The organism is Frankia sp. CeRuru1 (assembly GCF_977966315.1).
Genome location: NZ_CDWWEW010000081.1, coordinates 1 through 15,552, shown reverse-complemented (window position 1 = coordinate 15,552; position 15,552 = coordinate 1). Strand labels below are relative to the sequence as shown.

General features: G+C 68.4%; 31 protein-coding genes and 1 tRNA gene. 21 read left to right on the top strand and 11 right to left on the bottom strand.

Annotated features, from left to right (window positions below):
- Positions 1-551: 551 nt before the first annotated feature.
- From AC08OP_RS08730 to AC08OP_RS08685, 10 genes are read right to left on the bottom strand one after another with little or no spacing between them, the layout of a single operon-like run.
- Entirely contained in the window at positions 552-1,301 is a 750-nt protein-coding gene (locus tag AC08OP_RS08730; protein ID WP_476613729.1) for a helix-hairpin-helix domain-containing protein, read from the bottom strand.
- A complete protein-coding gene (locus AC08OP_RS08725) occupies positions 1,301-1,834 on the bottom strand; it encodes a hypothetical protein (RefSeq protein ID WP_476613728.1) in 534 nt (177 codons plus the stop codon). Before AC08OP_RS08725 ends, AC08OP_RS08730 begins: the two co-directional genes overlap by 1 nt.
- Before the next feature lie 2 nt (positions 1,835-1,836).
- Positions 1,837-2,250, bottom strand: coding sequence for a hypothetical protein (locus tag AC08OP_RS08720; RefSeq protein ID WP_476613727.1), 414 nt, complete (start codon positions 2,248-2,250; stop codon positions 1,837-1,839).
- Positions 2,247-2,543 carry a hypothetical protein gene (locus AC08OP_RS08715; RefSeq protein WP_476613726.1) on the bottom strand — a complete coding sequence of 99 codons (297 nt, stop codon included), beginning with the start codon at positions 2,541-2,543 and terminating at the stop codon, positions 2,247-2,249. Before AC08OP_RS08715 ends, AC08OP_RS08720 begins: the two co-directional genes overlap by 4 nt.
- A complete protein-coding gene (locus AC08OP_RS08710) occupies positions 2,540-2,818 on the bottom strand; it encodes a hypothetical protein (RefSeq protein WP_476613725.1) in 279 nt (92 codons plus the stop codon). Before AC08OP_RS08710 ends, AC08OP_RS08715 begins: the two co-directional genes overlap by 4 nt.
- The gene (locus AC08OP_RS08705) at positions 2,815-3,159 is read right to left on the bottom strand and encodes a hypothetical protein (RefSeq protein ID WP_476613724.1); all 345 of its coding nucleotides are present in this window, start codon (positions 3,157-3,159) and stop codon (positions 2,815-2,817) included. Before AC08OP_RS08705 ends, AC08OP_RS08710 begins: the two co-directional genes overlap by 4 nt.
- On the bottom strand, positions 3,156-3,344 hold the full coding sequence (locus AC08OP_RS08700) for a hypothetical protein (protein ID WP_476613723.1): 189 nt from the start codon (positions 3,342-3,344) through the stop codon (positions 3,156-3,158). The genes AC08OP_RS08705 and AC08OP_RS08700 overlap by 4 nt, the downstream gene beginning before the upstream one ends.
- The gene (locus AC08OP_RS08695) at positions 3,341-3,661 is read right to left on the bottom strand and encodes a hypothetical protein (protein ID WP_476613722.1); all 321 of its coding nucleotides are present in this window, start codon (positions 3,659-3,661) and stop codon (positions 3,341-3,343) included. Before AC08OP_RS08695 ends, AC08OP_RS08700 begins: the two co-directional genes overlap by 4 nt.
- The gene (locus AC08OP_RS08690; RefSeq protein ID WP_476613721.1) at positions 3,661-3,909 is read right to left on the bottom strand and encodes a hypothetical protein; all 249 of its coding nucleotides are present in this window, start codon (positions 3,907-3,909) and stop codon (positions 3,661-3,663) included. Before AC08OP_RS08690 ends, AC08OP_RS08695 begins: the two co-directional genes overlap by 1 nt.
- Positions 3,906-4,202, bottom strand: a complete 297-nt coding sequence (locus AC08OP_RS08685; RefSeq protein ID WP_476613720.1) for a hypothetical protein — start codon at positions 4,200-4,202, stop codon at positions 3,906-3,908. The genes AC08OP_RS08690 and AC08OP_RS08685 overlap by 4 nt, the downstream gene beginning before the upstream one ends.
- A 431-nt stretch (positions 4,203-4,633) precedes the next feature.
- On the opposite strand from AC08OP_RS08685, the gene AC08OP_RS08680 reads away from it, so the two are divergent.
- The 21 genes from AC08OP_RS08680 to AC08OP_RS08580 all read left to right on the top strand — a co-directional run bounded on the left by AC08OP_RS08680 (position 4,634) and on the right by AC08OP_RS08580 (position 14,931).
- Complete coding sequence (locus AC08OP_RS08680; RefSeq protein ID WP_476613719.1) at positions 4,634-5,161, top strand: hypothetical protein; 528 nt, start codon at positions 4,634-4,636, stop codon at positions 5,159-5,161.
- Between the two features lie 671 nt (positions 5,162-5,832).
- Positions 5,833-6,147 (top strand): helix-turn-helix domain-containing protein, encoded by a 315-nt coding sequence (locus AC08OP_RS08675; protein WP_476613718.1) that lies wholly within the window; start codon positions 5,833-5,835, stop codon positions 6,145-6,147.
- 77 nt (positions 6,148-6,224) lie between these two features.
- Positions 6,225-6,437 (top strand): hypothetical protein, encoded by a 213-nt coding sequence (locus AC08OP_RS08670; RefSeq protein WP_476613717.1) that lies wholly within the window; start codon positions 6,225-6,227, stop codon positions 6,435-6,437.
- A 20-nt stretch (positions 6,438-6,457) separates the two neighbouring features.
- Positions 6,458-6,661 (top strand): hypothetical protein, encoded by a 204-nt coding sequence (locus AC08OP_RS08665; RefSeq protein WP_476613716.1) that lies wholly within the window; start codon positions 6,458-6,460, stop codon positions 6,659-6,661.
- On the top strand, positions 6,661-7,035 hold the full coding sequence (locus AC08OP_RS08660) for a hypothetical protein (RefSeq protein ID WP_476613715.1): 375 nt from the start codon (positions 6,661-6,663) through the stop codon (positions 7,033-7,035). The genes AC08OP_RS08665 and AC08OP_RS08660 overlap by 1 nt, the downstream gene beginning before the upstream one ends.
- Positions 7,028-7,405, top strand: coding sequence for a hypothetical protein (locus AC08OP_RS08655; protein WP_476613714.1), 378 nt, complete (start codon positions 7,028-7,030; stop codon positions 7,403-7,405). The genes AC08OP_RS08660 and AC08OP_RS08655 overlap by 8 nt, the downstream gene beginning before the upstream one ends.
- Positions 7,398-7,697, top strand: a complete 300-nt coding sequence (locus tag AC08OP_RS08650) for a hypothetical protein (RefSeq protein WP_476613713.1) — start codon at positions 7,398-7,400, stop codon at positions 7,695-7,697. Before AC08OP_RS08655 ends, AC08OP_RS08650 begins: the two co-directional genes overlap by 8 nt.
- Entirely contained in the window at positions 7,690-8,046 is a 357-nt protein-coding gene (locus AC08OP_RS08645; RefSeq protein ID WP_476613712.1) for a hypothetical protein, read from the top strand. The genes AC08OP_RS08650 and AC08OP_RS08645 overlap by 8 nt, the downstream gene beginning before the upstream one ends.
- Positions 8,043-8,768, top strand: coding sequence for an exonuclease domain-containing protein (locus AC08OP_RS08640; RefSeq protein ID WP_476613711.1), 726 nt, complete (start codon positions 8,043-8,045; stop codon positions 8,766-8,768). Before AC08OP_RS08645 ends, AC08OP_RS08640 begins: the two co-directional genes overlap by 4 nt.
- A complete protein-coding gene (locus AC08OP_RS08635) occupies positions 8,765-8,998 on the top strand; it encodes a hypothetical protein (RefSeq protein WP_476613710.1) in 234 nt (77 codons plus the stop codon). Before AC08OP_RS08640 ends, AC08OP_RS08635 begins: the two co-directional genes overlap by 4 nt.
- Positions 8,995-9,213, top strand: coding sequence for a hypothetical protein (locus AC08OP_RS08630; protein WP_476613709.1), 219 nt, complete (start codon positions 8,995-8,997; stop codon positions 9,211-9,213). The genes AC08OP_RS08635 and AC08OP_RS08630 overlap by 4 nt, the downstream gene beginning before the upstream one ends.
- 81 nt (positions 9,214-9,294) lie before the next feature.
- Positions 9,295-9,522: a hypothetical protein gene (locus AC08OP_RS08625; protein ID WP_476613708.1), complete on the top strand. Its 228-nt coding sequence runs from the start codon at positions 9,295-9,297 to the stop codon at positions 9,520-9,522.
- Positions 9,519-9,653, top strand: coding sequence for a hypothetical protein (locus AC08OP_RS08620; protein ID WP_476613707.1), 135 nt, complete (start codon positions 9,519-9,521; stop codon positions 9,651-9,653). Before AC08OP_RS08625 ends, AC08OP_RS08620 begins: the two co-directional genes overlap by 4 nt.
- 38 nt (positions 9,654-9,691) lie before the next feature.
- Positions 9,692-9,922, top strand: a complete 231-nt coding sequence (locus AC08OP_RS08615; RefSeq protein ID WP_476613706.1) for a hypothetical protein — start codon at positions 9,692-9,694, stop codon at positions 9,920-9,922.
- Positions 9,923-9,963: 41 nt separating this feature from the next.
- Positions 9,964-10,164: a hypothetical protein gene (locus AC08OP_RS08610; protein WP_476613705.1), complete on the top strand. Its 201-nt coding sequence runs from the start codon at positions 9,964-9,966 to the stop codon at positions 10,162-10,164.
- A 208-nt stretch (positions 10,165-10,372) separates the two neighbouring features.
- Positions 10,373-11,248 carry a PD-(D/E)XK nuclease-like domain-containing protein gene (locus AC08OP_RS08605; protein ID WP_476613704.1) on the top strand — a complete coding sequence of 292 codons (876 nt, stop codon included), beginning with the start codon at positions 10,373-10,375 and terminating at the stop codon, positions 11,246-11,248.
- Positions 11,245-12,276, top strand: a complete 1,032-nt coding sequence (locus AC08OP_RS08600) for a hypothetical protein (protein WP_476613703.1) — start codon at positions 11,245-11,247, stop codon at positions 12,274-12,276. The genes AC08OP_RS08605 and AC08OP_RS08600 overlap by 4 nt, the downstream gene beginning before the upstream one ends.
- The gene (locus AC08OP_RS08595) at positions 12,273-12,746 is read left to right on the top strand and encodes a hypothetical protein (protein WP_476613702.1); all 474 of its coding nucleotides are present in this window, start codon (positions 12,273-12,275) and stop codon (positions 12,744-12,746) included. The genes AC08OP_RS08600 and AC08OP_RS08595 overlap by 4 nt, the downstream gene beginning before the upstream one ends.
- 50 nt (positions 12,747-12,796) lie before the next feature.
- Entirely contained in the window at positions 12,797-13,273 is a 477-nt protein-coding gene (locus tag AC08OP_RS08590) for a WhiB family transcriptional regulator (protein ID WP_476613701.1), read from the top strand.
- A complete protein-coding gene (locus AC08OP_RS08585; RefSeq protein WP_476613700.1) occupies positions 13,270-13,542 on the top strand; it encodes a hypothetical protein in 273 nt (90 codons plus the stop codon). Before AC08OP_RS08590 ends, AC08OP_RS08585 begins: the two co-directional genes overlap by 4 nt.
- A gap of 276 nt (positions 13,543-13,818) precedes the next feature.
- A complete protein-coding gene (locus AC08OP_RS08580) occupies positions 13,819-14,931 on the top strand; it encodes a tyrosine-type recombinase/integrase (protein ID WP_476613699.1) in 1,113 nt (370 codons plus the stop codon).
- Positions 14,932-15,188: 257 nt separating this feature from the next.
- On the opposite strand, the gene AC08OP_RS08575 is transcribed toward AC08OP_RS08580, so the two are convergent.
- A tRNA-Pro gene (locus AC08OP_RS08575) sits at positions 15,189-15,262 on the bottom strand.
- Positions 15,263-15,552 lie beyond the last annotated feature (290 nt).

The following is a 15,552-nucleotide window of genomic DNA, read 5'->3' as shown; positions in this document are numbered from 1 at the left end:
GGATCTTGTTCGGGTAGGCGGCCAGTTCGGTGATCGTGGTGGGGTCGGTGTGCAGGATCCAGCGGTGTGGGTGGCGGGTCTCCTGGCGTCCGCGGATGCGGCCTTGCTGGCGCTCATCGGACATCGCCCGAGAGATGGGCTGAGTGCGACCGCGCCGCGGTCGACGATGTCGCCACTCTGTCTCGGCCACGACCCCGTACCCCTCGCTGTAGCGAGGGTGGTCCACGCGGCGCGCACTGAAGCCCACGCCCACCACCCCCACTCGCGGAACCGGCCGAGCTGCACTTGGATCGCATCGGATGCGGTCTCGGCGTCGCCCAACGACACGGTCTGCTCCAGGAACGCCTCTACGCCGTCGCGATAGCAGCCGGTAACAGCCCAGTGTTGGCTGGGGCCGTAGGTATCCGGACGCAGCTCGGCCGCCATGGTGACGGCCTGCGGGATGGTGAGCCTGTGGACGCGGACCGCGCGTTCGGGCTTGGGTGTCGGCTCCTCGGGGGTGCCGAGCACGGTTCTTGTCATTCGGAATCTCCTTCGTCGCTATTCGTTGATCAGATCAGCGCGTGGGCCGCGTCCGCGCCCCGTTTGAGCAGGACCGCGAACCCGGCCTCGTCGAGCACCGGCACGCCGAGGCCGCGCGCTGCGGCGTACTTCGCCGTACCGGGATCGGCGCCGACGACGACGAAGTTCGTCCGCCGGCTCACCGTGGCCGGCACCGTGCCGCCGCGCGTCAGTACGGCCTCGGTCGCCTCAGGGCGAGTCCAGCCGGAAAGCGTTCCGGTGATGACGACGGCCACGCCGTCGAGCGGTCGGAGGGCGTCGGCGCCAGGGGCGCGCGGGGTCGGGAGTCGGGTGCCACCAGGGCCAAGCCGAGCCACGAGGGCGCGGTTGCGCCTGTCGGCGAACCAGGCCACCACCGCATCAGCGGTCGCGGGGCCAACGCCCTTGATCGCGACGAGTTCCCGGGTCGGCGCCGCCGCGATGGCATCGAGCGAGCCCAGTGTGTCCACCAGCACGCGGGCGGTACTGGCCCCGACATGCGGGATCGCAAGCTCGACCAGCAGTCGCCATGCTGGCGCGCCCCGCGCGGCGTCGAGTCCCCGCAGGATGCGCTCGACCCGGGCGGGGCCGAACCCCTCCAGGTCTGCGAAGGACTCGGCCGTCAGGTGTAGGACGTCGGCGACGTCGTGTACGCGGCCGGCGTCGAGCAACGCCGTAATGGCCTCGCGCCCGAGGCCATCAACGTTGAGTACCCGGCTGGACGCGAAATGCAAGATGGCACGCTGCGCGGTCCGGGACATCAGGCCGCTACCCCCAGGCTCGGCCGCACCTCGCACCGCCCGCCAGGCTGCCTGGCGATCTGGGCGCAGTACTTCGCGAACGCCTCCGGACTGGCCCGTAGCGCCTCGTCGAGATCGACGAGCCAGCGGTGCGGGTCAGTCTCGCCGTCGCGGCGGCACTCCCACGAGGTGGAGGCCAAGACGTCCGAGAGAACGTTGGGCACGTCCGCGTCCAACCACCGGTTGGTGCCGTGGTCCACGACCCAGCCCTCTGGCACGGCCGTGGTGCCGTCACCTGCCTGGCCGCCGCGCTCGACGTCGGCCGGGCAGGTGACGACGATCGGGTAGCAGTAGTGGTCGCTGTCGTTGAGAGACATCTCGGCACCGTCCGCGAATCGGACGTACCGCGTCATCGAGGGGAATCGGACCGGGCTCAGCCGACCGAACCCCGTGATCCGCACGAAGCCCCACCAGGTGAGCATGGTGTCGCCCTCATGCAGGTTCGGGCCGGCGACGAAGGTGATGCGCTGCGGGGGCGCGCCAGTAGTAGTCATCGTCATCCCACCCACGTCAGGAACTCGTCGGGGATGAGCGACTCGCCGACCCGCTTCGCGCACGGGGCAGCGTGGCCCCCGCCGCCGCACCGTGCGCACGCGGGGGAGTTCCGGGATCGTCGGAACTCGACCAGGCTCGGCGTCCGGCCGAGCGCGCGTAGCCAACGGCGGGTCTCCTCCGGCACCGCATCCGTGAGCGCTCTGGTCTCGGGGTCCCGCACCGCGTCGAGACCGCTCCCGATGCGGGCGAGCACGACATCGCGGTAGGCGCGCGCCTCGCGCTGGCGCTGAAACGGCCCGGAGTCAAAGCCAGGTGCGGACGGGCCTGGTGGAGCCGTGACTCGCCAGCCACGACCTCGCCGGGGGTCGCTCTTCTCCACGGCCAGGCCGCCGATGATGTCCGGCCGCTTCGTCATGGCTGGGCGCTCCGCAGGCGTGCCGCCATCCTGATATGCACGTCCAAGGCCTCATCCCGGGTCGACCGCAGCTTGCGGTCGCTCCCGCCGTACCAGTCCCAGCTCGCCGCCGTCTCGTAGACCAGCGGCGGCCCGTCTCCGTCGATCCGCTGGTCTTCTGACAGGAAACTGGTCGCGACCTCGACCGGGCCGAGGTCGCAGAGGAACGAGTCGTATGCGACCACCGCTCCGGCGAGCTTCCTCTCGGTCTCCTCGTCGATCTGATTGCCGTTCAGGTCGTACCAGTTGGTCATCGGTCTGACCTCCCTTCGTCCTTGGCCCGCAGCTTGGCTAGGTGCGCGATCACCTTCGGGTCCGCGACCAGGAGGGAATGGAGATCGGGCCGGATCTCCGCGTCAAGCTCCAGGTCCTCCTCCAAGGCGTCCAGGCATTCGTGGCTGAGCAGCTGGTCACGTTCCTCCAGGAAGTACGCCCGGTCCTGGGCGGCGCTAATCCAGTGCGCGGGCGAGAAGCCGGGCGCCGACGGGTCGTGGATCTGCACGTGGACGATCTCGGGATCGGTGCTCATCGTGATCTCCTCCTGAGGATCTGGGCCCGCCATGCTGCGGTGAGCGCGGCGTAGCGGGCGGTCATGGCGGCGCGTGCCTCACGGCCGAGGGGTCCGGTCCACTCCGGCACGTCGAACCCGCGGGCAACGTCGGTCTGGTCGAGACCCCGTAGGGCGCCGGCCGGTCCGCCCGCGGCGAGCTGGCCCAGGACGTCCCACTCGTGGGAGCGCATGTCCAGGCGCACGATGTCGATGCGGTCGGCCCAGCCCCGGAACCGCCGGTCGAGCAGACGGGCGGTGGCCGCGACGGTCCGGGGCAGCTCCGGATCGAGCTCCAGGGCGCGTGCGGCGTCCGCAGTCACGAGGTAGTGCCGGTGGTGGTCTCGTCCGTGATGCCGGCGATCCGGTCGAGGATCGCGTAGCACTTCCGAATGCCGTCCTGGCACTCCTGGATGAGAGGGTGCGACGCCGCTTCGCGCAGCGTGGTCTCGTCCAGGCCGCTCACGTCGGCGGCGTGAGCAAGGAGGCGGCTGGTCAGGTCGTTCATCGCTTTCCTCTCGCGGGGAGCCGGGACACGCCGGCATCGGTCAGGAGCCAGGTCTGGCCATCTGACTCGGGCAAGCGGTCAGGTCGGTAGATCAGTCCGGCATCCCGGGCGGCGCGGGCACCCTTCTGGGTGATGACCCGCTCGCCGCTGGCGTCGAAGAAGCGGCCGGAGGAATCGCTGCGCAGGCGGAACACGCCTGCCGCGAGCAGGACGGTGTCGAGCTGCGGACTACGCTTCGAGCGAGTGCGAGCCCCCCAGCGAGGATTTCCGCGCGGGCGCATGGGCTCCTGGAGCGGAGCAAGAGCGGGGTCGTCCATCAGAACTCCTTGATCAGGTCACGGATCCGGTCGACGACGCCCAGCGCCTCGTCACTGCCGCTGGCAAGCAGGACGGCGTCCTCCATCTCGCCGAGAACGGAGCGCAGCGCCTCGGGATGGTCTGGTGCCGGGCAGCCGGCGGCGCGCAGATGGGCGACGAACGCGGGCAGGCCGTCGTCCGCCGCGGCGAGGTCGTACGCAATACCGTCAGACAGGCCCGGGAAGCGGGCCTCGGGCTCCCTGGTCATGCCGCGACCGGTGCGTCGTCGCTGGTTGCAGTGGCGAGATCGGCACGTAGGGCCCCGACGCACCGCTCGATGTCGAGCGCGTTGTCGGCGGTGGTCCAGTCGCTCTCGGCGAGCGCCTCGTCGAGGAGGGCATCGATGTCCCGCATAGCGGGAACCGAGATTCCGTCGGTTCGACGGATGTAATCGACGACACCGGCCAGGCCCGCCTTGACGGCGTCGAACAGGTCCGCGAGGCCCGCGTCGACGTCCGGGCCATAGCCCTGCAGGTCATCCCGGTCAGCGAAGGCTTCCATCGCGACCCCCCGTGATCTCGACTTCTATCGCTACTATTGGCAGTCTACGTCAGTAAGGCGATAGAAGTCGAGAGGATGAGCCGGGCAATCACTCGAAGCATAGCGCTACACACACAGAGATCCATAATGTAACGATAGAGATCGATAGGCAACGAGTTGCGGCACCTGTCGCCGCAGGTATCTGCCATGCTGTCCTCATGGCAGTAGGGCGCGATAGCGCGGCAGAGCACGAGGACGCCGGTCCGGTCGTGGACGGGCGCGGTCGTGCGGTGACCACGGGCCCCCAGTCCAAGCGCCTGTTTGCCGCCGTCCACCACCGACACGGGGAGCGTGGTTGGCCGATCGGCTCCAGGGGGAGCTCGTCCAGCTACTACGACCTCGGACAAGGACGTCCAGCACTGCTGGTCCGGCTGCCACAGTGGAGCCGGCGCATGCAGTGGACGCCAGAGTCAGCCGAGCGGGTGGCGCTACAAGGCGAGGAGCCGACTCCGCTGGAGGAGGTGCCGGCCCGGTTGCGTCGCGCTATCGAGGCCCGTTGTGCCGATCGCGGACAGGACCCGGCCGTGGCGATTCCCGAGGGCACCTGGACCGCGCTCGCTGAGGGCCGCCTGCCTGGCATCACGACCTTCGATGACCTGTTCGACGCCTTGGTGGAGCGTACCCTCCCGCCCGGCACAACCCAGGCACTCCTGGACGTCGACGCCGCGATGGGGTGGGAACCGCACTCGGCCGAGCGAGTGGCCCGCGAGGGTGCGAAGCCGATGCCCCGCGAAGGAGACTCCGCCCGCTTCGTGGTCGAGCTCGACGCCCCGCCAGGCGCCATCACCCTCGACGAGTTCTTCGCGGTCTCGGGGCGCGCCGCCGCTACCGCACCGGAGATGACCCCCGAGGATCGGGGGCGGCTGGCTGCTGTCCTTCAGCGGATGCTGGACGACTGGCAGGAGCGCCGGGGCCACTGATGCCCTGGATGATGCGCAGGACCCAGGCCAACGCGCCAGCATGACCGTCAGCGCGGCCGAATCGCTCGGGGTCGAGTGTGTCGTCCTCGGCAAGGAGTCGCTCGATACGCTCCAGCCGCTCCCCCACCATGCGTTCCAGCACGCCTAGTCGATCTGTTTGCCCCATTCGGTCCATCGACACGATGCGATGGTGTCGATATGTAGCGCCCGTGTCGCGCGCTGTCCGAGTCGTGTTGTGATGTGCGTGTTGTAGCGATAAGTAACTGATAGATCGCTACTTGCTACTATGACGTAGTGTCATAGTAGTCTTACTCTCCGTGGAATTAACTGAGCGCACCTAGGGAGAGGCTGATCTTTCACCGGGCGTCGAGGGTTACGTCAGAGTCGTCCGAGTGGCGACCGGCGAGACGGTCGCACTGATCGTGATCTCTACTGTCCTCTCCCCGGCTCGCCGCACCGAAGTGCGGCGAGAGCTCGCAGCCAAGAGCATCCAGGGCGGTACGGGGGTCACCGTATCGCGGTGCCATTGCAGGTGACATAGCGAGAGCCCGCGAGTCGGGGGGTTCGCGGGCTCTCGCCGAGAGGCTACCTCCACCAGTCTCTCGACTTCTAGCGTCTTACTGACGTAGACTGCCGATGGAACCTGATGGGACGAGAGGGAGGGGAGGTGCATGGAAGGTAACGAGGAAGACGTTCCGGGCGAGGCGGTCGCCCACGCTGGGGCGGCAGCCATCGACCGCCTCGGGTTCGGAGGTCTCCTCCGGGAGATCGGTGAGCTCGATCCGGACCAGACGCTGACCGCCCGCGAGGCGGCCGGCGTCCTGGGAGTCAGGCCCCGGACGGTCGTGGGATGGGCCAGCAGGGGGGAGCTGCCGGGCTTTCTGGCCCGGCGCTGCGTCGGCTGGCGATTCACGCCCGACAACTTGCGGGTTTTTGTTTCACAGCACTACCGGCACTACCGAGAGCGGTCGCTTACGACCGTGTAGCAGAGGCCGGGTCACGGGGTGCCGATGACCAACCAAACCCCGCAACCCGGTCGCATCTCCCGAGAGGAAGAACCGCATTGCCGCACTACACAGTGCTACTGGAGCGTGACGTCACGCTCCAGCGCAGGCAGGCCACCGAGTGGCGCGGCGCAGCCGACAGCCCCGAGCAGGCCCATGCCTCCGCCAAGGACGCCTCGCTCGCGTGGGCACCGGTCGGAAAACCGGTCCTGCTTGACGTCGGCGAGCCCGAGGTCGTGTCCGTCGCCGCCGTCTCGACGGCGGCGACATGACGTGCTGGAAGGTCCCGGTCGTGTCGACGACCGGTGGCGTTCGGCGTGAGTGGGGTATCCCGGTCAAGGCCGAGACACCGCCGGCCGCATGGCGCGCAGTCCAACAGCTCCCGGGCGCCCTGACGGGGTCCGAGACCCTGGCCTACGGCACGCCGATCCTGGTGTCGCAGGAGCGATACGAGGAGTTGGTCGCCGAAGCCGAGCAGTACCCGGCGGTGGCGTGATGGCGACCGATCCCGCGATCCTCGACGTATTCTTCGCCCTCGGGGCACTGAGGGACCAGCTTCCCCAACTCGCTGACGTCGAGATCCGGGACCGTATCGCCCGCGTGGCCATCGAGGCGGTGCGGGAGCGCGACGGCGACGTGACCGACAAGCTGCGTACCGAGAACGCGCGCCTGCGCAAGGCACTCGCCACCGCACGCAAGGTCTGCCGTCCCGAGGACTTCCAGCCCGACTCGAACTGCCGGCTCCTGGCCGAGGAGCACGAGTACCGGGTCGGCGTCGCCCTCGGTGAGATCCAGGTCCACCCCGGCTCTCTAGGTGGACAGGAGGGCAACGTTCGCCCCCACCTGCCAGAGGGACCTGAGTATGACTGACCCGATTCCCGAGCCGGTCTGGCACGCCCAGGAGGCCTCCGAGGCGATCCGGCAGATCAACCACCTGACGATTACTGACAGTGGCGGCATCGACCGGCCGGCCGATATCCATGACGCCGTATCGGCGCTGACGGAACTGGTCGAAAGACTGCCTCAGGCACTAAGGCAGCTTGGCCGGATTGCTGGGGCAATGGCCAGACGACCGGGCCTCTACGACGACCGGGGCGCCGGGTACGACGCCGCTCAGACGGCACGAGTGGCCGCGATCCTACTCAATGACGAGGACATCGCCGGCCTCGCGGTCGCCCTCGCTGGCCACCTGGGCAGCGCGGCGCAACAACTTTCCCACCTGGGGGTGGACCGTGGCTGACCCAACGCGACGCGCCGGCTACCTCGGCGCGCTCCTGGACCACCGGCATCCCGGCTGGGCAGATCGGGTCGACCCTGGGTCCATCGGGCTCGGGCCTCTCCACGACCCGGTTGGCCAGGTCTACAGGGCCACCGACCAGAGCAGGTACGACGCGGCGCTGCGCGACCTTGGCATCCACGTAGATCCGAGCGCCTACGGACTTGCCACCCGGTTCCCCGACGACGACCCCGACGAGCTCGGCGCCGCCCTCGCCGACGTCGTGCGAACCAGACAGGAGACGGATCATGGCTGAGCGGACGTCCTTCGCGCGAACGTCCTTCGCGGACATCGAGGACCGCGTCTGCACCGGGACCCACACCCCCGAGGACGTCCGCGCGCTCGTCATCGAGGTGGGCCGCCTGCGTGACGTCGAGGACATGATGGCCAGCCTCATGGCCGACCGCCTGGTGGACTACCTCGGCCGCCAGATGACCCCGCTGGAGCTGCTGGCCCACGTCAACCCGCACGTCCGCGCGCAGCTCGAGAAGCTGCATGGCGCCGTCGCCTACACGGACGCCCATGTTGATTCGGCGATGGCCCTGGCCAGCTCCGGGCGCCATAGGGCACAACGGCGGGGCCTACTACGGATGGTCCGGCCATGAGTGATCCGAGCTGGATAAAGCGCCTGTCGATCTTCGACGTCGAATCGACCGGCGTCGACGTCGAGACGGACCGCATCGTTCAGGCCGCCTGGGTGGAGATCGGCCCCAAGGAGGACGTCACCAGGAACGCATGGCTGGTCGACCCGGGCGTCGAGATCCCGCAGGGTGCCATCGACGTGCACGGGATCACCAACGAGCGGGTTCGCGCCGAGGGGGCGCAGCCCGGCCCTGTCGTGACTGAACTCGTGAAGCGCGTCGAGGGGGCGTGGGCGGCCGGCGTCCCGGTCGTGGTCATGAACGCGACCTTCGACCTCACGATGCTCGACCGCGAGCACCGTCGTCATCATGGCCGCGGCCTCGACCTCTCCCACGTGCTTGTCCTGGATCCGATGGTGATCGACCGGGCCTGCGACATGCACCGCAACCGCACCAAGGGTGGGAAACGTCGACTGTCAGAGCTGGCCAGGCACTACAGGGTCCGCCAGGACGGCGCGCACGACGCGCTGGCTGACTGCCTGACCACCGCCCGGGTGCTCTGGCGAATCGCCAGGACCTATCGGCACATCGCCGAGATGGACCTCGACGCCCTCATGGACTTTCAGGCCCAGGCCAACGTCGCCTGGGCGATTAACACCGAGCTGTACCTGCGGACCCAGAAGCGCCAGGACGACGCGGTCGTGGACGCCTCCTGGCCGTACCGACCCCTCCCGGAGATGCCATGAGCACAATCGCGGCCCTGACGGAACCAACCGAGCCAGCAGCCACCTCGGCAACGGCCGACGACGTGGGCCTTCTACTCCTGCTCGACGCGTTGGCAGCCATCGGCACCGGCCGACACGAGCGCTGCCATGGCCACGGCGCGGTCACCGACCCCGCGGGGTTCGCCCGCGCGGTGCTGGCCGACTTCGAGGATCTGGTCTCGCTCACCGCGCCCCTGAGGGCGGCACAGTGAGCTTCGAGCGGACCTACGCCCGGGATGACGTCCTGAGTGCCGCACTGCGGTTCCTCACCGTCGAACGAGCCCGCCCGCACACCCACCTCGACGCGGACGAGGGGGACGCGGACGACGAGCTTGCCCGCGCCGCGCTCCGGCTCGTCCAGGCCGTCGACGCGCTGCCCGCCGAACGGCAGCCAAGCGGCTGGCGTGCAGACGACCGGGGGGCATGAGATGGGTGACCGGTGACCGCCTCGACCCGAACCACCAACCCTTACCGACCAAAGGCGTTGAGCTACCTACGGGACTCTCGTGTGACCCTCCGGTACGTCGGACGGGATGAGCATGCTCGGCTGCTGATCGTCGCAGAAATCGAGCCTGCGTCCGGCGACTACTCCGGAGCATCGGCCGCAGTCGACGTCCGAGCTGTGGATGGCATCTGGAACTGCACCGAGCATCGCGACACGAGTAACTGTTCGCACCGGCTCGCCGTGCAGATGGTCACCGGCTGGGGCCACCTCGGCGGGAGGTGGCAGGCGTGACTACCCCGGCACTCGGACCCGGCAAGTGCATGGAGTGCGGCGAACCCTTCGAGCTCGGCGACGAGGTTGCCGAGTTTGGATACGACCTCGTCTGCGAGGCGTGCTGGTGGGAGTGCGAGGACGGCTGGTGAGAGATGGAAGAGATGGAAGAGCAGGAAGGGGCGTAGGCGTGAGAGACAAAACCGTTGCCATGAGCCTCGGATCAACGATTAGTGCGGCGGCAAGAGTCAAGCGCACCTACAGCCGCGAGGTGGATCCGAGGGTGGGCTGGGTTCCCGAGGTGGAGGACGCGGAGGCACTGTTCGCGCTGCGGTGCCGCGACCTTGTGCATGCCATCGACGATCTTCCCGAAGGCCAGCAGCCCGTTGGATGGCGGATCGATTGGGACAAGAGGTGGTGATGCGCCCCGCAGGCCGCTGCGACCGAGTCGGAGGTGACTTGGTGAGCGCGCCCAACCACAATGCGGCCGAGGTGATCCGTCTGCGCCGGGAGCTCTTCGCCCAGTCACAACGCTGGTTCGGACTCCTGGCCGCTGCCCGTGCTCTGTGCGACGCCCTGGAGCCGACCGCGGCCAACTTGTCCGACGCCCACCGGGAGCTGTTGGCCCGGACGCCCGGGTGCAACGTGACCTGGAAGAGCTGATGGCCCGGCTACGCACCCGCGGTGAGCCTGGAGCCCAAGACGAGTTCGTGGCGGACTGCGACTCCTGCGGTCGGGATATTACCGAAGAGCAGATCGGGGCCACCGAGACCTGCCAGAAGCCGCCCTGCGAAGGCGAGACCATTCACTTCTGTACTACTTGCGTGACTGCCGCGCAGATAAGCGCAGCCAACGATGAGGTGCCGTTCTGATGACCACGGCCACCGAACCTTTCATCGTCACCGAGCCGGGCGTCTATGACATCCCTGACGCTATCTACCACGCCGACCCCGTTCCGGGCGGGTCACTGTCCAGCTCGGGGGTACGCCGCCTGTTGCCGCCGAGTTGTCCCGCCCGATTCGACTGGGAGCGCCGGAATAGCCGGAAGCCTACGAAGGCGCTCGACTTCGGGCACGCCGCGCACCGGAAGGTCCTCGGGGTCGGCCCTGAGCTGGCCGTGTTGGACTATGACAACTGGCGTAAGAAGGAGGCGCGAGAGGCAGCCGAGGAGGCCCGCGCCGAGGGCATGGTGCCGATTCTGACCAAGGATCACGACGTCGTGGAGGCCATGGCCGCTGCGATTCGGGCCCATCCGATTGCCTCGGCGCTGTTCACTTCGGGGCGCGGGGTGCCGGAGCAGTCCCTGTTCTGGGTCGACAGGCAGGCCGGAATCTGGCGTCGCGCCCGGCTGGACTGGAATCCGATGCCCGCCGACCGGCGGCTAATCATCTCCGACTACAAGACCACCGAGTCCGCAAGTCTGGAAGCCATCACGAAGTCCGTACTCAAGTACAGGTATCATATCCAGGCGAAGTGGTACACCGACGGCATCAACGCGCTTGGCCTGAACGAGGGATACGAGCCGGCGTTCGTGTTCGTCTTTCAAGAGAAGAGCCCGCCACACCTCATCACGGTGGTTGAGTTGGATCGGGACGCACTTCTCGCCGCCGCAGTCGATATTCGCGTAGCCATCGAAATCTACCGAGAATGCACCCGCGCCGGGCAATGGCCCGGCTACGCCGACGACGTCAAGAAGATTTCACTACCAGCGTGGGAAATCAGGAAGGCCCTGGGAGAATTCGCATGAGCAATAATGCTGTCGCCAACCGGGGTCGCCAGGCGGCACCCGTCAACCTGCCGACCGTGAATCCGGTCCCCAACGTGGCTCGTATCAGCCAGGGCACCGCGGTCGAGATGAGCAGAGCCGCTGCCGAGGTGCTGGCCGCGATCCAGGTCGCCCAGGCTGTCCCGCGCAACATTGTGGATGCACGTCGGGAGATGCGGGAGTCCTGCTCCCAACTCGGCCTGGCGAAGCGCGCCTTCTACAGCTACAACCGCGGTGATGGGATCGTAAGCGGGCCGACCATCTACCTTGCGCAGGAGCTCGCCCGCGTCTGGCGCAACGTCCAGTACGGCATGAAGCACCTACGGGTCGACGAGGAGAACGGCGAGTCCGAAATCGAGGCGTATGCCTGGGACGTCCAGACCAACAGCCGGAACTCCACCGCCGTCATCGTGGCACACCGCCAGTACACCGGAGCCAAGCCGAAGGACCTCACCAGCGCCCGCGACATCTACGAGAACAATGCCAACGTTGGCGCCCGGCGGATGCGCAGTGCCATCTACCGGATCCTCCCGCGGTGGTTCACCGACGAGGCGGAGGAACTGTGCCGGGACACTCTGAGTAAGGGCGAGTCCGGCATCCGGTTCGACCAGCGGGTCGAGAACGTCATCGCCACTTTCAGGAGTGGAGGTGTTTCCGAGGGTCAGCTCGAAGAGAAGGTCGGCAAGAAGCGGCAGGAATGGAAGCCCGACGAGGTCGTAGAACTGGAAATCCTACTCGATACCCTCAAGCGCCGCGAGATCACCAAGGATGAGGCGTTCCCACCCGAGCGCGTGACGGCATCGGAGATCATCGGCCAGGCGCAACCGACGCCGCCGCGGGGGCAGCAGGCTCCAAGATCCGGCCAGCAGGCCGGCGGGCAGCCGAGGCAGGCCCAGCGGACGGTCCCCCAGGAAGGTCCTTACCTCGAGGGCTACGACTCCGAGCTTGGTGTCGTGGTCCCACCGGATGCCGGCGTGAGGCCGGACGAGTACCAGGACGGGGGAGCGTGAACAGGGATCATAGGGCCAGCGCCGAACTAGCCGACGCGCTACGCCGACCATGGCCGCCCGGGATGCCCGTGGACAGGAACGCCGATGGTCTGGCTCACCGGACTACCCCCGGCGGTGACATCGAGATATACCGGGCCGCTGTCGTCGTCGCCTTCCCGCGCGACCCGGACGGCGTCTGCTACGGGGAGGGGCCCACGCTCGCCGTAGCCGAGGATGCCTGCTGGGAGAGTTACCTGCGTTGGCGTGACTGCGCGGCCGGTGGCGGGGAGCCGGACGGCCGATTCGGTCCGCATGGACCGTTCCGGCCTCGCGAGGGCCGCGAGGTCCCCGGGAGATGCGCGCGATGCGGCACCATACTGGCCTGCGTCTTCCCGCCGGAGCCGGTCGACCAGACTCGGCTGCGGGAGATGTTGTGCAGAATCGCCGGCGGCAGTGTGCTGCCGGAGGGGTACCGGGCCGGGACGCTGTGACGTCCGCGACTCGAGGCGACGGCGTCCCGGCCTGTGCCGGGATGGAGCGGGTGTACGACACCATCGTGGACGCCGGTCGAGACACTCCGGCACCGATGCTCAGGTTCGCGATGATGATCTGCGGCGCCTGCCCGGTGCGGGTGGCATGCCGGGCAGGCGCCGCAGATCGGGGCGAGCAGCACGGTATGTGGGGCGGTGTCCTCGCTGACGACCTCGCCGCGCCCGCAACGTTCGAGCGGCAGATGAGTGTGCGGGTCGGATTCGAGATCCCCGACCTCGTGGAGCTGACCACAACGCTGGACGGGGACGACCGGCGCCGGGCGCGGCTCGCGCTGTACGAGGCGTTCATGCGCGAGGCCGAGCGGCCAGAGTTCCAAGGTCAACGCAACCAGAGAGGTGACGTCGCGATGGCGCCGATCCTGAGACGATACGGCCTGGCGCGGTGGCGGTGGGATGTCTGTCGGATCGAGGCGATGCGGGCCCGCGCACGGAGGGCCGCAGCGGAGGATCTGGCGGTGGCCTCGTGACGGGCGTGCGCCGGGCGCCCGGCCGGAGCGTCACCGCCAGGCCGCCCGGGTTGGAGCGCCTCCTCAAGCCTCTCGACGACTACGACGGCGAGGAGCCCTTCGACAGCAAGACCGCCGCCGAGCTCCTCGACGTGAAGCCGAGGACCGTGACGAGCTGGGCTACGAGTCGGCAACTATCCGGTCTACTCATCGCCCGGTCCCTCGGCTGGCAGTTCACCATCGCCGATCTCCGGGACTTCCTGGAGCGGCGCTACTACGCCGCCCGGTAGGCCGACGCTCGACGGGCCACGGGGGTGGCGGGCCGGGTGTCTGACCGGGCCTGCCACCATGGACTGCCGATGGCCTCCTTTGAAACGCTCCCAGCGCGCAAGCGGGACAACCGCCGCCGTGTCCGCGCCACGGTCGAGCGCGCGCGCCACCGGGCTCCTACCGCTGAGACGATGTGGCGCCAGACGTTTGACACGAAAGCCGCAGCCCGTACCTGGGCCAACAGCGCAGAGCGACATCTCGATCACGGGCACATCCCGGACTGTGTCTGCCCCTCCATGGCGATACAGTGCACCGGCGACACCGGCAAGTCCGCGCCGGTGGAACCGGAGAAGCCGCTGGCCGAGACCTTCACCCTGACGGCCTGGCGCGAGCGGTGGTGGCCGACCTACTGCCGGTCCATGCGGAAGGCCCCCCGCAGCGTCGAGGAGACCGACCGCCGGTGGCGGCTGCACATCGAACCGCGATGGGGCGCCACCTACCTGGCCGAGTTCGATCGGCTGGACATCCAGGACTGGGTGGACGAGGAGCTGTCCGGCTGGAAGGCGCCCGCAACAGTCGAGCTGATCTACAAGGACCTCCAGCTCATGTGCGCCTCGGCAGTCGACAATCGGCCGCCGATCTTGCCCTACAACCCCTGTTACAAGATCCGGCTCCCCGAGTCCAACAGCGCCGAGGCCATTCACACCGACGCAGTCGGCATGGCCCGGATCGCCGGGCGATGCGGCTCCTACTCCGACCTCGTGTGGTGCCTGTACGCCACCGGGTGGCGTTGGGCCGAGATGGTCGGCCTTCGAGAAGATCTGGTGGTCAGGGGCAACCGTGATCCAGGGGACAACGGCCCGTGTATCGATCGTGACGCTGGAGTGCTACGGGTTCATCCCACGCTGGGGTGCCTGGTCGAGGTGAACGGAACCCTCACCTCCGGCCCGCCGAAGACGCGAGGCTCAGCCCGCACCACCCGCGTGCCGGGGTTTGTCTTCGACATGATCGACGCTCAGCTTGGCTGGAAGCCGAAGAAGGGGGAGCGGGGGCCCTACGTCTGGCACGGTCCCCGCGGCGGGCTGCTGCGCCGGTCGGGGTTCAACCGGCGCGCGTGGCGCCCGGCCTGCGACGGCCGCCCGGCCGAGCCCAAGCGGCGCGGAACTCCCGGGCATCCCGGGTGGGAGCCACTGGTGCCGGGCATGAAGGTGCACGGCATTCGCCACTCCCACAAGGCGCTCCTGGAGGCGGCCGGCATCCCGGACTCCGCAATCGAGGTTCGCCTGGGGCACGCCCGTGGGGGAGTCTCCGGGATCTATTCCCATGTCCTGCCCGAGACGGAGGACCGGATTGTCAAGGTCATCCAGGCCCGCTACGAGGCTGCGACCGCCGAGTGGACGGCGGTCTGAGCCGCAACCGGCGGCATCGGCCGCGACCAATCCCACGCTCCGACGGAGGGGCAACCCGAATCCGGTGTGACGCTAGGGGTCGCAACGATTCTGTGATGTAAATCACAGTCGACGGGTGGCCTGTAGCAAGATCAATCCATGGCGGGGCGGCTGGCGGGCGACGCCGATTCTTGAGGCCCTTTTCAGTTCCCCCATGGCGCCCCCATGAAGGCCGAACGCCCCCTCCGTCAAGATCGACAAAGAGGGCGTTTTCCCTGTCGGGACGACAGGATTTGAACCTGCGACCCCCAGACCCCCAGTCTGGTGCGCTACCAAGCTGCGCCACGTCCCGTACGGCAGCAACGTTACCGTACCGGCGACCACTACGGTGACCGGGGGTCGCGTCGTCAACGGCGCGACCCCCGGCCCTCGTGCGTGGGCTCCGCGTGGGACCAGGCCGAGGCCGTCACCCACGAGGTGTCTGCACGCCGCATGGCCGCCGAACAGCAGGGTCAGCTCGCGCCCTGGGCACGCCGTCGGGCAACCCCGGCGCCGATCAGCAGGGCGCCTACTGCCGCACCGGCCAGCGGGAGCAGGGGTGAGGACCGGGGCCGGCCATCCCGCCGCCACCTGCGGCGACAC

Coding starts and splice junctions, on each gene's coding strand:
- AC08OP_RS08730 (WP_476613729.1), bottom strand. CDS start 1,301: ATGTCCCGGACCGCGCAGCGTGCCATCTTGCATTTCGCGTCCAGCCGG.
- AC08OP_RS08725 (WP_476613728.1), bottom strand. CDS start 1,834: ATGACTACTACTGGCGCGCCCCCGCAGCGCATCACCTTCGTCGCCGGC.
- AC08OP_RS08720 (WP_476613727.1), bottom strand. CDS start 2,250: ATGACGAAGCGGCCGGACATCATCGGCGGCCTGGCCGTGGAGAAGAGC.
- AC08OP_RS08715 (WP_476613726.1), bottom strand. CDS start 2,543: ATGACCAACTGGTACGACCTGAACGGCAATCAGATCGACGAGGAGACC.
- AC08OP_RS08710 (WP_476613725.1), bottom strand. CDS start 2,818: ATGAGCACCGATCCCGAGATCGTCCACGTGCAGATCCACGACCCGTCG.
- AC08OP_RS08700 (WP_476613723.1), bottom strand. CDS start 3,344: ATGAACGACCTGACCAGCCGCCTCCTTGCTCACGCCGCCGACGTGAGC.
- AC08OP_RS08695 (WP_476613722.1), bottom strand. CDS start 3,661: ATGGACGACCCCGCTCTTGCTCCGCTCCAGGAGCCCATGCGCCCGCGC.
- AC08OP_RS08690 (WP_476613721.1), bottom strand. CDS start 3,909: ATGACCAGGGAGCCCGAGGCCCGCTTCCCGGGCCTGTCTGACGGTATT.
- AC08OP_RS08685 (WP_476613720.1), bottom strand. CDS start 4,202: ATGGAAGCCTTCGCTGACCGGGATGACCTGCAGGGCTATGGCCCGGAC.
- AC08OP_RS08680 (WP_476613719.1), top strand. CDS start 4,634: ATGCAGTGGACGCCAGAGTCAGCCGAGCGGGTGGCGCTACAAGGCGAG.
- AC08OP_RS08675 (WP_476613718.1), top strand. CDS start 5,833: ATGGAAGGTAACGAGGAAGACGTTCCGGGCGAGGCGGTCGCCCACGCT.
- AC08OP_RS08660 (WP_476613715.1), top strand. CDS start 6,661: ATGGCGACCGATCCCGCGATCCTCGACGTATTCTTCGCCCTCGGGGCA.
- AC08OP_RS08655 (WP_476613714.1), top strand. CDS start 7,028: ATGACTGACCCGATTCCCGAGCCGGTCTGGCACGCCCAGGAGGCCTCC.
- AC08OP_RS08645 (WP_476613712.1), top strand. CDS start 7,690: ATGGCTGAGCGGACGTCCTTCGCGCGAACGTCCTTCGCGGACATCGAG.
- AC08OP_RS08640 (WP_476613711.1), top strand. CDS start 8,043: ATGAGTGATCCGAGCTGGATAAAGCGCCTGTCGATCTTCGACGTCGAA.
- AC08OP_RS08635 (WP_476613710.1), top strand. CDS start 8,765: ATGAGCACAATCGCGGCCCTGACGGAACCAACCGAGCCAGCAGCCACC.
- AC08OP_RS08605 (WP_476613704.1), top strand. CDS start 10,373: ATGACCACGGCCACCGAACCTTTCATCGTCACCGAGCCGGGCGTCTAT.
- AC08OP_RS08600 (WP_476613703.1), top strand. CDS start 11,245: ATGAGCAATAATGCTGTCGCCAACCGGGGTCGCCAGGCGGCACCCGTC.
- AC08OP_RS08580 (WP_476613699.1), top strand. CDS start 13,819: ATGGCGATACAGTGCACCGGCGACACCGGCAAGTCCGCGCCGGTGGAA.